The sequence below is a fragment of the Brevibacillus sp. TJ4 genome (genome assembly GCF_044627595.2).
Taxonomy (GTDB): Bacteria; Bacillota; Bacilli; order Brevibacillales; family Brevibacillaceae; genus Brevibacillus.
Genome location: NZ_CP185865.1, coordinates 22458 through 37600 on the forward strand (window position 1 = coordinate 22458; position 15143 = coordinate 37600).

Consider the following 15143-nt stretch of genomic DNA (forward strand, 5'->3'; position numbering starts at 1 on the left):
CGAACGATGCTTACGCAAAATCGTTCGGGATTTTTTGTTTTCCGTAAAGGTTTGACGACAGCCAGCGTTTTTCAGGAAGTACGTTCATGTTCCACGTGATACCGTCCGATCGGCACCACAAACGGAGAGCCCGACACAGGGTCTTTGATCACCGTGCAATCAAGCCCGAACACGTCTTTGATCAATCCGCTCGTAATCACTTTCGATGGCTCGCCCTCTGCTACGAGCTGTCCGTTGCGCAGCGCAAACATATAGTCGGCATAACGCGCGGACAGGTTAATGTCATGCAGGACCATGACGATCGTCGTTCCGCGCTTGCGGTTCAGGTCGGTGAGCAGGTCGAGAATTTCCACCTGGTAGGTAATATCCAAAAAGGTGGTCGGTTCGTCGAGAAATAAAATGTCAGTCTGCTGCGCCAGGGCCATAGCGATCCAGACGCGCTGTCGCTGGCCGCCGGAAAGTTCGTCGATATTCCGGTTGGCAAGCTCTGTAATATTCATAATTTCCATAGCTTCGGCCACGGCCTCATAATCCTTTTTTGTCCATCCGCGAAACATCGACTGGTGCGGAAACCTGCCTCGTCCGACCAAATCCGCGACAGAGATTCCCTCTGGAACAATCGGTGACTGCGGCAGCAGACCCAGAACGCGGGCCAGTTGCTTGGGCGGAATTTTGCCAAGGGGCTTCCCGTCGAGGGTGATGGTTCCGGCTGTCGGCTTGATCAGTCTTGCCAGTGTTTTCAGGAGCGTAGACTTCCCACAGGCGTTTGCCCCGATAATCACGCTGATTTGATTGCTCGGGATCGAAAGGCTTACTCCTTGCACCACTGTTTTTTGATCGTAGCCGGCGTAGATTTGTTCCGCTTGAAACATATGTGTTGGTTTCATCATAAACTTCCCTTTCGATTCATTCGGATCAGCAGGTAGATCAGATAGGGCGCTCCGAGAATTCCCGTGATGATGCCCACAGGGTATCTGACCTCAAAGGCAAATTGCCCGATGAGATCGGCTGCCAAAACCAGATTGACACCTACCAGTCCCGCCGGAAGCGCGTTTGAAAACCCTACTCCGACCAGCCTTTTCGCGATCGGTCCGGAAAGGAAAGCGACAAAGGCGATAGGACCTGTGGTTGCGGTAGCCAGTGCAATCATGCAGACAGAACTGAAAATCAGCGCAATTCTCGTCATATCCGCATTGACTCCGAGAGTGGTGGCCGACTGTTCCCCGAGTTCGAGGATGCTCAGATGTTTTCCCAACATGAGTATGACAGGGGCGAAGATCAATACCGTAATCGCAAGATACGGGAGATCGTCCATTTGCGAGCCATTGAGGCTGCCGCTCAGCCATCTGAGCGCTGCGGGAATGTCCTGTTGGTCCCCTACCAGCAAGAGATAGGAAATCACGGCGTTGAGCATGGCCTGAATACCGATGCCGACGAGGATTAACCGCCCGATGGAAAACGACCTTCCCCTGGACAAGACATAAATGAAGAGGACCGTGGCCAGACCTGCAATGACGGATGCAATGGAGACGACTGTATTGCTCGTGTGCAGGATGACGATACAAAAGACAGCCGCCGCGCTCGAACCGGCGGTAATGCCGATCACATTCGGGTTGGCGAGCGGGTTGCGCAGCATCGTCTGAAAGGTGTTGCCCGCGATGCCAAACGCAAATCCGGCAAACAGGCCCGCCAACATTCTCGGCAGGCGTATGGTGTTTACGGCAAACGACACGCCTTTAACCTGCTCCCCCATGAGTGCGCGGATGACCTCCTGGACCGGATAGATGGTGTTCCCCAGTAGTAGCATGGCGCAGCAAAGCATGCAGGCGAGTGCCGCAAGCGAGCCGGTAACGAGTATCCAGCGGCGAAACCGTTGACGCCGCCCCTCCATAATAAACGCAATCGCATTTGCATTCGTTTTCATAATGACCGCACTTTCGCTTTCATCGCTAGAATGATTAGTAACGGAGCCCCGATAAACGCTGTAACAACGCCAACCTCAAGCTCCCCGGGGCTGCCGATGAGCCTGCCGCATACATCAGACACTGTCAAAATGATGGCTCCGGACAGGGCCGATATCGGGATGAGATACCGCTGGTTGGAGCCGAGAAGCAGGCGGATGAGATGGGTCGATAACAGCCCGACAAAACCGATCGGTCCTGCCAGTGCCGTCGTCGCTCCGCACAAGAGGACACCGGCAAAAGCGGCAACCAGCCGCAGGACGCCTGTTCGAACCCCCAGTCCTGTCGCAACCTCGTCTCCTAATGCCAACGCATTGAGTGCCGAGGCGGAGAGGGTCCCGATCACGATTCCGGTGACCAAAAACGGAACGAACGTCGTAATATCGCTCCAGTTGGCCGAGCCGACGCTGCCCACCTGCCAGAATCTGAATTGATCCATGACGTACGATCGCGGAATCATAATCGCAATGACCAGAGAAGAGAGAGCGGCGCTTGTAGCCGCTCCCGCCAGAACGAGCTTGAGCGGCGTAGCACCGCCGCGCCCCATCGAGCCGATCCCGAATACGAAAACAGCGGTAATCATCGCTCCGGCCAACGCAAACCAAATGTATTGATTTGCCGTGCTGATATTCAAAAACGCGATGCCGCACACGACAAACAGGGAAGCGCCAGTATTGACCCCGAGAATGCTCGGGTCTGCAAGCGGGTTGCGCGTAACCGCCTGCATCAGCGCGCCGGAAACGCCCAGCGCCGCTCCGCAAAACAGGCTGAACACCGTGCGGGAGACCCTCTTGCGAACTACGTCGGCTCCGTAGGAATCAGCTTGCGGGTGAAAAAGACCGTCTATCAATTCATGGAAAGGCACCGATCGAGAGCCAAAGACGAGCGACGCTGCCACACATAGGCCGAGCAGGACAAAACAAACAACCAGTACCGCAGGAAAATGATTCGGCGTATGCGAGGGTAACCGGTCGATATTCGAATCAAATGAATGATTATTCATTTATCTTTTTAACAGCTCCCCCGATTAACTCCAGGTACTCATCGATGGTGTACGCGATCGAAAGTGGATTGGGGTTGCCGGATGCTGCCAGCGGCGTGCCGTTTCCGATAAAGACGACCGAACCTCTCTGAATCGCCGGAATTTTGCCATACAGAGGATCGGCTTTCACGGCCTCATACAAGCTCTCGTCACCATACCCGATGAGGATATCGGCATCGTTGAGGACGTCCGCATTTTCAGCGCTGAGTCTCAAGGTGTAGCTCGTGGGGTCGGTAATGACGTTTTTGACGCTGTCCGGGTACTCCATTCCCAGCTCCATCAGAAAAGCGCCGCGAGGGTCTGCTGGTGTATAGACATGGATGCGGGACATGTCATTGGCGGAGAAGTTGGCCCAGATTACCTTCTTCCCCTGGATTTCGGGATATTGGCTTGCTTTTTCCTTGATCAGATTCTCGGTATTCTTGATGAGCTGTTCGCCTTCCGCTTTCATGCCCATCCCGGTTGCATTGAAAATCACTTGCTCACGCCAGGTGGCTACCCAGGGACTGGTTTGGTAGGCGACAACCGGGGCGATCTGGGTCAAAATATCGTAGTCTTCCTGGGTGATACCGGAATACGCGGCCAGAATCACATCCGGGTCTGCGTCGGAAATCGCCTCAAAATCGAGCCCGTCCGTATCCTGGAACACATTGGGGTTGTCTACGCCAAGCTGCTTGAGCTTTTCCGCAGTCCAAGGCAACAGGCCGCTGTCGTCCTGAACGCCGTAATTCGCTGCCGAGAAGCCTACAGGGACGACGCCGAGAGCGAGCGCGACATCGTGGTTCGCCCACTGAATGGTCACGACGCGTTCTGGCTTGCTTTCAATTACTGTTTCGCCGAAAGCATGCTTGATTACGATCGGATACTCAGATGCCGCTTCGGCGGAGTCTGAACTTTCCGACGAGCTTTCGGTCGGAGCAGGAGACTGTGCGGGTTGGGATTGCCCCGCCGAACAGCCGACCAAGAGGGCCATGATAGCAGTCAACATACAGACAGTGTGCAATGAGAGTTTTTGTTTTCGGTTCATGTGCAGACTCATCCTTCTCGTGGTTATAGATTTGGTCAGGGGAGATCGACAACCCCATTTCCTGATAATGATTATCATTGACAATGGTATAGAGCCATTTCCTGGTTGTCAATCAAAAAATGATCGGAGCCTTTTGCGATGTCCAGTCTGATAAAGAATGATGACTGATATATTTCTGCAATATTACTTTGACACACACAGTAATATGTTATATGATGTTTCAGAGGAGATGAGGATATATGAGTGGCAAAATATCGACGGACCTGATCCGCGGGCATACGGAGACAGTTATTTTGAACGTGCTTCGCCAGGGAGATAGCTACGGCTACGAAATTTCCAAAAAGATTATGGCGCTAAGCGAGAATCAGTATGAGCTAAAAGAGGCTACCCTGTACACGGCTTTTCGCCGGTTAGAGAAAGACGGCTACATCCTCTCGTATTGGGGAGATGAGACACAAGGCGGCAGACGGAAATATTACCGGATTACGGAGTCCGGCCTAGATGTTTATGAGCAGAGCAAGCATGAGTGGAATGTGGCAAAGGAAATTCTCAATCAATTAATCGAAGGGGTGATTGATGATGCTGACGAGCAATAAGCAACTGGATCAAAAAATTCAGGAGTACCTCGATCATCAATTTGCAGGTGTAAAGGAAACGCAGCAGCTTTTCCAACTAAAAGAGGAGCTGTATGCGAATCTCAAGGAACGCGTTTCCGATTTGATGAAAAGAGGTTCGTCCGAAGAGGATGCATTCAAAGAGGCGGTGATTAGCATGGGAGATTTGAGTGGTTTGGTCGAGGATATGCGCGTGTACGGCCAGGACACGGCGAGACAGTCTGTCGATTCCAAGGCAGCGAATCGTCTTTCCACGGCAGGAATTATTGCCGGAGCGCTGATCCTTCTGACTGGTGGATTTCTGTCTGCCATCGTGTACTTTGTGACCGGATTTCAAATCCTTGGATCGTTGTCCATTGCCTGGATATGCACTGCGATCGGCGTCGTGCTCCTGGCGTACAGCTTGCTGACAAGAGAGACTGCCCAACGCTACGCGATGGCGAAGGTTCGTGCCCTGTTATACGCCCTCGGATATGGATCAATCGTGAGCGCGCTGTTTTTGTCCGCGATCACCTATTCTGCTACAGGAGAAATGTTTGTCGGCATCGCTACCATGATGCTTTGGTTTGTGATCGGCTTCGGACTGGTGTTATCCCTCGCTCTTACGGGAAAAAGCCGTCTGAAAAAGCGGTATGAGTAATCGGTTGACCAAGACTTTGCCCGGCTATTTGCGGCAGGTCTTGGTTTTTTTGCTTTTCAGGGGCGCTGCGACGGATTCTCTCAAATTTTTACCTTCTTTCCATCGATTATAATGATCAGATTGGAATAGATATGATAATCTATAAATAATGTAACTAGACTATGATATAGTTATAATTGAGATAGAAATGGTGTTTTCCCAGGTGGCGCCTTGCTTTGGTAACACTTTAGCAGGTAGCGCCTACTCTTTTTGCAAATATAAGGGGATAAGGAAGGTTGTCATGAGCAGCATACAGAAAAAAACAGACGTGATTTTAATTGGTGCGGGAGTCATGAGCGCGACTTTGGGATCCTTACTGAAAGAGTTAGCACCGGAATGGGAAATAAAAGTATTTGAAAAGCTGGACAGCGCGGGAGAGGAAAGCTCTAACGAATGGAACAATGCGGGCACAGGCCATGCTGCATTGTGCGAGCTGAACTATACATCCGAGAAGCCGGACGGGTCCATCGACATCAGCAAAGCGGTCAAAATCAACGAACAGTTCCAGATTTCCCGACAGTTTTGGTCTTATTTGGTCAACAGAAACCTGATCCGCAATCCGCAGGACTTTATCATGCCGATCCCGCATATGAGCTTTGTGCAGGGAGAGAGAAATGTATCGTTTTTGAGGAAGCGTTTTGAAGCGCTGTCAAAAAATCCCCTGTTTCACGGGATGGAATTCTCCGATGACCCGGCCAAACTGAAGGAATGGATTCCGCTGATTATGGAAGGCCGCACCTCGAATGAACCGATTGCGGCGACGAAGATCGACTCGGGTACGGACGTCAATTTCGGGGCATTGACGCGTATGTTGTTCGAACACCTGCAAAACCACAACGTCGAGGTCAACTACAGACATAGCGTCGAGGACATCAAACGCACCAGCGATGGCTTGTGGAAAGTCAAAGTCTACAATATCAACAACGGCAACATCGAATACCACACCGCAAAATTCGTCTTTATCGGTGGTGGGGGCGGAAGTCTGCCTCTGCTGCAAAAGACCGGTATTCCCGAGTCCAAGCGAATCGGCGGTTTCCCGGTAAGCGGTCTGTTTATGGTATGCAAAAACCAGGACGTGATCGAGCAGCATCACGCCAAAGTGTACGGAAAGGCCAAGGTCGGCGCACCTCCGATGTCTGTACCGCATCTGGACACGCGGTATATCGACAACAAGAAATCGCTGCTGTTTGGACCGTTTGCAGGCTTCTCGCCGAAGTTCCTCAAGACGGGTTCGAACTTCGACCTGATCGGCTCCGTGAAACCGAACAACGTCCTTACGATGCTGGCGGCAGGCGTAAAAGAGATGGCATTGACCAAATACCTGGTTCAGCAAGTATTGCTGTCGAACGAAAAGCGCATGGAAGAACTGCGCGAGTTTATCCCGAACGCAAAAAGCGAGGATTGGGATATCGTCGTCGCGGGCCAACGTGTGCAAGTAATCAAGGATACGGAGACAGGCGGCAGAGGGACCCTGCAATTTGGTACCGAAGTCGTAAGTGCTTCTGATGGCTCGATCGCAGCATTGCTCGGTGCTTCTCCGGGTGCTTCCACGGCGGTTCACGTGATGCTTGAAGTATTGCAAAAATGCTTCCCGCAACATATGCAAAAATGGGAACCGAAAATCAAGGAAATGATCCCGTCTTACGGCGTGTCGCTGCTGGAAAACACGAGATTGCTCGAAGAAGTTCATACGTCGACAGCGCAGACGCTCGGCTTGAGCGAAAAAGAACCGGTTTTGCGCTGATTCTTTGAAATACAGGAGCTGTGCCATGCAGCCCTTCGCTTCAATGAGTAAAAAAGAACCTTTAATCCAGCGTTGGATTGAAGGTTCTTTTTTGTGTGTCCGTATCGCACAGCTAGGACTCTCTTCTGTACAGGGAGGAGCGGACAAATTCGTGGTCGGTCATCAAGTACTCGTGGCTGCGCATCATCTTGGTGAGCAGCGATGCGGAAATATCGGATGCGGCATACGCACATACCGCCATAATGCCCATGTCATGTACTTTGCAATCTGACTGCCTTTCGTATTCCTCCAGCGTCTCCACAATATCGTCCAACCTTCTCCACTCCACATGTGCCCACGAACGAATCGTGATGTCCGCTTTCATAACCGAGGCGACCTGTTCATCGAAGTGTTTGAGAATCGTGTCGATGTGGAAATCTCCGTAACAGCGGTAAAAGTGGGAGCTGTCAACATAGTGAATACACTGCTGCTGCTCTGGCGAAAACAATGTGCGGATTTTTTGTTCAGCCATTGCGTAGATGTGATCGTTTTCGATTACAAACAGGTGATGGCCGCGTTCAATCCCGGCTTTGATATAAGCCATCATGTTATTTACATAACTGTCTGTATGTTCAAAAAAGTATAGTATGTGTGCGGTATCGTGCACATGCAAATAATCCGTTAACGGAATCAGCTTTTTCATGTAATCACCACTTCGAAGAAATCGATAGGCTCCTCTGGAATAGAAGTAAACATAGTTTCAATTACAATTTTTCCTGCTGAGAGAGTGAAGGGAAAATGATTGAGTTATCAGTCGAATGATACAACGGTGAGTAGACGATTTCAAGATCGGTCATCAGATAGGGGTATTTTCTCATCAACTCAATATGAAATGCTGCTGACACGGTGGAAGCATTGAGTACGGTTACGCTGAACATCTTCTGGCTGTATGCCTGGTCGAATTCCAGCGTGTTCTGTAGGTGTTGTACGAGGTCGTGCTCGTCTTCTTGTTCTTCATGCAGCCATACGCGAAGAGGCTTGTCCGGATCAAGACGGGCGCGCAGTTCATCGAGCTGGCGGCCCCACTCCTGGAGAGTGGTTTTTTCATTATGCAGATAGACAATTGTATGATCCTCTCCATGAATGATGGCGTCCAATTTTTGTTTCAGCCGGCTCAGGTTTTCGTGGTTATCGATCAAAACCGTATGACTGCCTTTGGCCATCCCCGTGATGAGAAACGTGACAGCATGGTGCAGGTAACGATCGAGGTCATGGTACAAGTACAGAATGTTCCCGCTCTCGGTCATGGAAAAATGCCTCGCTATTTCCTGTGCCGGGGGATGAGGCATCCGGTGATGGAGTATATCCTGAAAAAAGAAGACGGGATCGAATTCCAGGACCTTGGCGATGTTGATAGCAACGCTAAAGCTCGGATTTCGCACTCCTGTTTCGATTTGGGCATAGTAGGCTCTGTCAATAATAGCGCGGTCCGCTACCTTTTTTTGTGTCAGTTGTTTCGATTTGCGCAGTTGAATCAACCAATCTCTTTTCATACTTTCCCAAAATTCCTTTCAAAAACAGTCAACACCGCGATTTTTATACGAAATCGCCATAGAACGATTACACCATATTTGGCGAAGTCATTACCACGGTATAAATGACGAATTTCCTGCTGTTTTCCAATGCCAGGTGCCTCTGAGGTCCTATTCGAAAGTCAAGAGGGAGGGTACGGGTAACGTGCAAATGCGGTTGTGGCTATCTGCCACACCCGATATAGAACATTTCCTCGTACAATAAGCCTATGCAGAAAATAGGTGATAGCAAAATGGCGTATGTAGACACGGTAGAATATGTGGTCCATCTCATGCTGCGTGCCGGCGTGAGTCCAGCAAAAATCGTATCTGTTTCGCGCGATCTGAGCACCTTGTTTGGTGTATCCTCCGCTGAGGAAGCGGAATTGCTGGTCAGGGATTGTCTGTATCAGTATGAGAAGAAGTCACAGGCATAGCGCATTTCCATAGCGATGAGAGTCCACTCGTATAATCGGGTGTTTTTTTTATTGCGCTTTTTAGTTTACCAAATGTCTTCGCCTGTCGTTCATCAAAACTTATCACAGTATTAACCAAGCCCGTCTTCTCTGTGTTTATACTGAAAGCAGGATATACCTTTTGCAAAGAAAGGGATCATGCCATGAAGCAAAAAGACGAGTGGAAGATGCTAAGAGACAGGCTGGAGACGTATAAAATGGTCGCTGCAATCAAAGACCCCAAATACATCGAGCGCGCTGTTCAACAAAAGGACAACCTGAGTGCGGTCCTGCTGATGACAGGCACGATTTTGACGGTCAACCGCTTTGTGGATTTCATCCAGTCCCAAGGCTTGCCGGTCATTCTCCATGTCGAAAAAATCGGCGGATTGCAAATGGATAACGATGGCATCGAGTTTATTAAAAAGAGCATCAAGCCCGCGGCGATCGTGACTACGAAAACGAGCGTGATCAAAAAGGCAAAAGCGAGCGGACTGCACGTCATTCAGCGCGTCTTTTTGATCGATACCGACGTGTATACGCATTTGGAACAGGAGGCTGGAAAAGGCCAAATCCTCGCCGACATGATCGAGCTGATGCCGTGCCGGGCCCCTGACTTGGTAGCCAGACTGGCAGACGTGTCACCCGTACCTGTGCTTACAGGAGGACTGCTGCGTTTGCCCGCGCATGCCAAGGAAGCGCTCGAACACGGGGCGATCGCCGTCACGACCTCCAATGTAGACATGTGGAAGGTAGATGTGAAAAATCTGGCGACGTGAAATTTGCATGAATCCCAACAATCTTTTACCTGGACTCAATATTGTGTTAATACTTTCTGCTTATGATGAGACTAGCAAGTGAATAGATTTCCGGTGCAAGCAGAGAGACCTCCGATCAAATGTATGTAATGGATACATTTTCGTTGAGGTCTCTTTTTTCTATCTATGATGAGCTTGGCTCCACGATCATCAGGCACTGTGAGGAAGACAAATTTGAACGGACAGAGGAGAGGAAGAGGGGACATGAAAAAATTGTTGCAAGTATTTGGCGTATGCACAGCCTTGCTGGTAGCGGCCGGATGTGGCAGCAACCAGGCGGCGAACAACGCTGGCGGCACGCAGAGCGCAAAGACCGTGATCGAGTACTGGCACGTCAATGCCGAGACACAAGGCGGAAAAACAGTAGAAGAGTTGGTCAAAGCCTTTAACGAACAAAGCGAGACGACACAGGTTGTCGCGAAATTCAATCCGGATATGTACAAAGGCCTGATGCAAAACCTGCAGGCGGAAGCCGCTGCCGGGAAGGCGCCTGCTGTCGTACAGGTCGGCTGGTCGTTTTTGGATTACTTCTCCAACAACTTTGCGTACACACCGCCACAAGAAATCATCGACCAATTCTACCCGGAAGACAAGACGTTTTTGAACGACTACTTTTTGCCGAATGTCATGGCGTTGGCGCAAAATGCAAGCGGCGAGCAGGTAGGGATTCCGTACTCGTTGAGCTCGCCGGTCCTCTATATCAACCGGGACTTGCTGCGCGAAGCGGGATTGGATGAAAACGGACCGAAAACATGGGAAGAAGTGAAGGAATTCTCCAAGGCGATCAAGGACAAAACCGGTAAGTTCGGCTTGTACATCCAGGAGCCGGCCGATAACTGGGCTACCCAGGCATTGCTGGAGAGCAACGGCGCCCGCATGATCACAGACGGCAAAGCGACGTTCGCCTCACCGGAAGGCATCAAAGCGTACCAACTGTATGCGGACATGGTTGTGACGGAGAAAACAGCGGCTCATCTGTCCTGGGATCAAGGCGTTCAGAGCTTCATCGACGGCAATATCGCAATGGTCTATACGACGATTGCCCAGCGCTCCAACATCCAAAACAACGCCAAATTCGACGTAGCGGCGATTAAATCTCCGGCGTGGGAAGGCAAGACTCCGCGGCTTCCGGCAGGTGGCGCGATGCTGGCGATTACGGCGCGTGACGATGAGCAGAAAAAAGCGGCGTGGGAGTTTATGAAATTCCTGTACAGCGTCGAATCGGTGGCGAAGTGGACGGAAGGAACCGGTTATGTACCTCCACGCAAAGATGTGGCGGAAGCAGAAAATGGCTTGAAGGCGTTCCTGGAACAAAACGAAATGATGAACGCAGCGATTGAGCAAATGGATGGCGTTGTTCCGTGGACATCATTCCCGGGCGATGCGGGCTTGCAGGCAGAGCAGCTCCTGCTGGATGTTCGCGATCAGATTCTCGGCGGCAGCATCTCCGTGGAAGAAGGATTGACGTCGACACAGACCAAGATCAATGAACTGTTGAAGTAACGAATCCATGTGTTGGGGGAAGGTGGCTTTGGTTTGGCAAAGTCACCTTCCTGATTACGGGTTGGAGGATCAAAACCATGAGTGTGATCACAGCAGGGATCAGACGGCGCAGCAGGGAGAACTGGAAGGCATACTGTTTGTTGTTTCCCTCCATCGTGATTTTTGCCATTTTTATGTTTTGGCCGTTTCTCTATACGATTTACCTGAGCTTTTTTGACTGGAATATGATCAGTCCGACCAAGGAGTTCGTCGGACTGAAAAACTATATGGATTTGTTGTCTGATCCGAAGACGTACAAGATTTTGGGCAATACCTTTTTGTACATTGTCATTTTGCTCATTCTCAACTGTCTGGTGCCGTATGTGTTTGCCTTCGTGATCGATATCGTGCTGAAAAAGTGGAACGGCTTTTACAAAGGCGCGCTGTTTTTGCCCGCGTTCATTTCGCTGGTGGTAGGCTCGATTTTGTTTACGTGGATTTTAAACCCGATCTCCGGACCGGTCGCGATCGTGTTCGGCTGGCTTGGGCTTGAGATGCCGAACTGGAGCAAGCTGGACGGGTGGGTCATCTTCGTACTCAGCCTGATTACGTCCTGGAAAGTATTCGGGTACAACTTCATTGTGCTGTTTGCCTCGATCAGCGGCATTTCCCGTGAACTGATCGAAGCCGCTCGCCTCGACAATATCCCGTTGTGGAGAATCTTTTTTCAGATCGTGTTGCCGATGAGCAGTGCCACCGGCATTTACGTGTTTATTATCACGATCGTCCAAGGTCTGCAGTACGTCTTTACACCGATCAAGGTAATCACCCAGGGCGGGCCCAACTACGCCAGCTCCAACGCCATTTACCATGCGTATCACGAAGCGTTTGTGCTGTACCGGACCGGACATTCGGCAGCCTTGTCGATTTTGACGATGCTCATTTTCCTCATCTTGCTGCTGATCGAATTCAGGTTTGTTGAAAGAGGTATCTACTATGAAAATTAGCCGGTCGATTACGATACCTTGGCATGTCGTTTTGCTGATCACGGTTTGCCTGCTGCTGTTCCCGATCCTGTTTGCGCTCGGATCGTCGTTCAAATCGCTGCAAGAGGCGTATCACAATGTCCTCAACATCATTCCGATCCAGCCGACGCTGGAAAACTATCAGACCTTTTTCACCAGCTTGCCCGCTTTGAAAATTGCCGCCAATACGTTTATCATCGCGTCCGTTGTGACTCTGTTTAAGGTTGTGACTTCCTTTCTCGCCGCGTACGCCTTCGTCTATTTTCAGTTTCGGGCGAAAAATCTCGTCTACTTTCTCTTGATCAGCACCATCTTTATTCCCTTTACTGTCACGATGATTCCCAACTACCTGGCGATTTCCAAAATCGGGCTGACGGACAGCATTTGGGGCGTGATTTTGCCCCAGCTTGCCGATGCGATCGGGATTTTCCTGATGCGGCAATCGATGAAGACTATTCCCGTGTCGCTCATCGAAGTGGCGCGGCTCGATAACCTGGGGCATGCCCGAATTATGAAGGATATTGTTCTCCCGCTTGTCAGACCGGCTGTGACCTCGACGGGGATCTGGTTTTTTATCAGCTCGTGGAACGAGTACGTCTGGCCTGTCCTGATTCTCAAAACGACGGAAAACTACACGCTGCCACTGGCTTTGCAAATGTATATCAGTGCAGAAGGCGGAACCAACTTTACTGTCGCGATGGCAGTCTCCGTTATGACCATGATCATTCCGTTAACCCTGTATCTGCTGTTTCAAAAGTACATTATCGGAACATTCGCTTCATCAGGAATCAAGTAACGGAGGTTTACCATGAAAGAAATTCGCTTTGAAAACGTCTGGAAGTCATACGGAAAAACAGAGGTTGTAAAAGGGCTGAATCTGACCATCGAGGCCGGAGAGCGACTGATTCTCTTGGGTCCTTCCGGCTGCGGCAAATCGACGACGCTGCGGATGATTGCCGGGCTGGAGGAGATTACGTCGGGAGATCTGTACATGAACGGCCAACGCGTCAATGACGTGCCCAGCGGCAAGCGGGACGTGGCGATGGTCTTTCAAAACTACGCGCTGTATCCGCATATGAACGTCGTGGACAACATCACGTATGGCCTGCGCGTGCAAAAGGTTCCGAAAGAAGAAATCAACGCCCGCCTCGATGCGGCGCTGCAGATGCTGAAGCTGAAAGGCTACGAAGACCGGCTGCCAAAGGACTTGTCAGGCGGTCAAAGGCAACGTGTGGCTCTCGCCAGGGCAGTCGTCAAGAAATCCGACTACTTTTTGCTCGATGAGCCGCTGTCCAACCTGGATGCGCAGCTTCGCGTCTCGGCACGAAAAGAACTGGTAAAAATCCATGAATTGTACAAACAGACAATCGTCTACGTGACCCATGACCAGATCGAGGCGATGACCGTCGGCGACCGGATCGCCCTGATGCACGAAGGGAAAGTGCAGATGCTCGACACGCCGGAGAATGTCTACCATCGTCCGGCGAACATCTTCACCGCCCGCTTCATCGGTTCGCCTCCGACCAATGTGATCGACGTCGAGTACCAAAACGGCGCCCTGAAGATTGGAACACAGACGCTTTCCCTTCCTGCCATGTGGGCAAAGCAGATCGAACAAAGCAGGGCAAGCCGCTTTGCGTTCGGCATTCGTCCCGAGCATCTGGAGATGTTTCACACGCCGAAGGAGAACGCGCTGCAAGGCACGGTCAAATACGTGGAAAACCTGGGCAGCAGTTACGGAGTCTACATCGACCTGCAAGGACACGAAATCATTGCTGTCAGCGAGGATAAACAGTGGGCGGAAGGCGAGGCGGTGTATATCCGGCCCATCCTCGATCATATTCATCTGTTTGACCGCGACACGACTGACAGTATCGGCTATCCAAGCGAGCTGTCCTCAAACCATGTGGAAAGGGTGATTGTCCATGAACCAGAACATTTGCTACTCTGATTTGCCGCTGATCACGAAGGATATTGTCACGAACGTGGAAGAGCTGATCGCACACGGTGCCGAGAAGGTTGAATTGCTGATGGACGGCGACAAGTGGGATGACATGGAGCTGTTGTTTGAAGGGGTCGCATCGCGATTGAAAGCATTGCCGATCGGCTATACCGTTCACCCGCCGGCGTGGGACACGAATCTGACGAGTGAGAACAAAGCGATTCGCGAGGCATCTTTTGCCGAATACAAAAAGGCGATCCAGTTTGCGGCGATGATCGGTGCCGACCACGTCGTCATCCACCCCGGATTCTGCTTTTCGCCCGTCTTTGACAAAAAGCTGGCGCAGGAGCGCGCAAGGTACTACGTGAATCAACTGTGCGAAGTCGCCCGGCCGCTGAATGTGAAGCTCGTCGTCGAAAATGTCGGGTACAACGGAAGCTCCTTGTTTACACAGGACGAGTTTATCCGCTTCCTCGATTCGATCGATGAGACTGCCGGCTACCTGATCGACATCGGGCACGCGCATTTGAACCAGTGGGACATTCCCCGCCTGATTCGTGACACCAAAGACCGTCTGTACGCGATTCATATTCACGACAATAGCGGGGCGGGAGACGAGCATTTGGCGATCGGGGAAGGAACGATTCAATGGGAGGACATCTTCGAAGCGATGCGCGAAATTCGCAACGATTGCCAGTTGATCCTGGAGTATGCGCCCAATACGCCGCTGGAAAAACTGCGCGTAGGAAAAGAACGTCTTGCCAGAGAGCTGTTTGCGAAGTAATCGGTAGTTTTCAGGACCCC

At 51.0% G+C, this 15143-nt stretch carries 16 protein-coding genes; 10 read left to right on the top strand and 6 right to left on the bottom strand.

What is annotated here, in order from left to right; translation table 11 throughout:
* Positions 1-71: 71 nt before the first annotated feature.
* From ACAF76_RS00110 to ACAF76_RS00125, 4 genes are read right to left on the bottom strand one after another with little or no spacing between them, the layout of a single operon-like run.
* Positions 72-887, bottom strand: coding sequence for an ABC transporter ATP-binding protein (locus ACAF76_RS00110; RefSeq protein ID WP_400164487.1), 816 nt, complete (start codon positions 885-887; stop codon positions 72-74).
* Complete coding sequence (locus tag ACAF76_RS00115; protein WP_400164486.1) at positions 887-1924, bottom strand: FecCD family ABC transporter permease; 1038 nt, start codon at positions 1922-1924, stop codon at positions 887-889. The genes ACAF76_RS00110 and ACAF76_RS00115 overlap by 1 nt, the downstream gene beginning before the upstream one ends.
* Positions 1921-2964 carry a FecCD family ABC transporter permease gene (locus tag ACAF76_RS00120; RefSeq protein WP_400164485.1) on the bottom strand — a complete coding sequence of 348 codons (1044 nt, stop codon included), beginning with the start codon at positions 2962-2964 and terminating at the stop codon, positions 1921-1923. The genes ACAF76_RS00115 and ACAF76_RS00120 overlap by 4 nt, the downstream gene beginning before the upstream one ends.
* On the bottom strand, positions 2957-4030 hold the full coding sequence (locus ACAF76_RS00125; RefSeq protein ID WP_400164484.1) for an iron-siderophore ABC transporter substrate-binding protein: 1074 nt from the start codon (positions 4028-4030) through the stop codon (positions 2957-2959). The genes ACAF76_RS00120 and ACAF76_RS00125 overlap by 8 nt, the downstream gene beginning before the upstream one ends.
* A gap of 239 nt (positions 4031-4269) precedes the next feature.
* Here ACAF76_RS00125 and ACAF76_RS00130 point away from each other — a divergent pair, with 239 nt between their 5' ends.
* The 3 genes from ACAF76_RS00130 (at position 4270) to ACAF76_RS00140 (ending at position 7067) form a co-directional block, all read left to right on the top strand.
* Positions 4270-4626 carry a PadR family transcriptional regulator gene (locus ACAF76_RS00130; RefSeq protein ID WP_400164483.1) on the top strand — a complete coding sequence of 119 codons (357 nt, stop codon included), beginning with the start codon at positions 4270-4272 and terminating at the stop codon, positions 4624-4626.
* Positions 4610-5284, top strand: coding sequence for a permease prefix domain 1-containing protein (locus tag ACAF76_RS00135; protein WP_400164482.1), 675 nt, complete (start codon positions 4610-4612; stop codon positions 5282-5284). The genes ACAF76_RS00130 and ACAF76_RS00135 overlap by 17 nt, the downstream gene beginning before the upstream one ends.
* A gap of 280 nt (positions 5285-5564) precedes the next feature.
* Positions 5565-7067 (top strand): malate:quinone oxidoreductase, encoded by a 1503-nt coding sequence (locus tag ACAF76_RS00140; protein WP_400164481.1) that lies wholly within the window; start codon positions 5565-5567, stop codon positions 7065-7067.
* A 112-nt stretch (positions 7068-7179) separates the two neighbouring features.
* On the opposite strand, the gene ACAF76_RS00145 is transcribed toward ACAF76_RS00140, so the two are convergent.
* Both ACAF76_RS00145 and ACAF76_RS00150 read right to left on the bottom strand, forming a co-directional pair.
* Positions 7180-7749, bottom strand: a complete 570-nt coding sequence (locus ACAF76_RS00145) for an MEDS domain-containing protein (protein ID WP_400164480.1) — start codon at positions 7747-7749, stop codon at positions 7180-7182.
* A gap of 61 nt (positions 7750-7810) precedes the next feature.
* Positions 7811-8599 (bottom strand): helix-turn-helix domain-containing protein, encoded by a 789-nt coding sequence (locus ACAF76_RS00150; protein WP_400164479.1) that lies wholly within the window; start codon positions 8597-8599, stop codon positions 7811-7813.
* Positions 8600-8871: 272 nt separating this feature from the next.
* Between ACAF76_RS00150 and ACAF76_RS00155 the strand changes: the two genes are divergently transcribed.
* From ACAF76_RS00155 to ACAF76_RS00185, 7 genes are all read left to right on the top strand, one after another.
* Positions 8872-9054 carry a hypothetical protein gene (locus ACAF76_RS00155; RefSeq protein WP_400164478.1) on the top strand — a complete coding sequence of 61 codons (183 nt, stop codon included), beginning with the start codon at positions 8872-8874 and terminating at the stop codon, positions 9052-9054.
* Positions 9055-9236: 182 nt separating this feature from the next.
* Entirely contained in the window at positions 9237-9851 is a 615-nt protein-coding gene (locus tag ACAF76_RS00160; protein ID WP_400164477.1) for a glycerol-3-phosphate responsive antiterminator, read from the top strand.
* A gap of 243 nt (positions 9852-10094) precedes the next feature.
* The gene (locus ACAF76_RS00165) at positions 10095-11393 is read left to right on the top strand and encodes an ABC transporter substrate-binding protein (RefSeq protein ID WP_400164476.1); all 1299 of its coding nucleotides are present in this window, start codon (positions 10095-10097) and stop codon (positions 11391-11393) included.
* 77 nt (positions 11394-11470) lie between these two features.
* The gene (locus ACAF76_RS00170) at positions 11471-12379 is read left to right on the top strand and encodes a carbohydrate ABC transporter permease (RefSeq protein ID WP_400164475.1); all 909 of its coding nucleotides are present in this window, start codon (positions 11471-11473) and stop codon (positions 12377-12379) included.
* Entirely contained in the window at positions 12369-13193 is an 825-nt protein-coding gene (locus tag ACAF76_RS00175) for a carbohydrate ABC transporter permease (protein ID WP_400164474.1), read from the top strand. The genes ACAF76_RS00170 and ACAF76_RS00175 overlap by 11 nt, the downstream gene beginning before the upstream one ends.
* 12 nt (positions 13194-13205) lie before the next feature.
* Entirely contained in the window at positions 13206-14348 is a 1143-nt protein-coding gene (locus ACAF76_RS00180) for an ABC transporter ATP-binding protein (protein WP_400164473.1), read from the top strand.
* Positions 14323-15123, top strand: a complete 801-nt coding sequence (locus ACAF76_RS00185; protein WP_400164472.1) for a sugar phosphate isomerase/epimerase family protein — start codon at positions 14323-14325, stop codon at positions 15121-15123. Before ACAF76_RS00180 ends, ACAF76_RS00185 begins: the two co-directional genes overlap by 26 nt.
* Positions 15124-15143 lie beyond the last annotated feature (20 nt).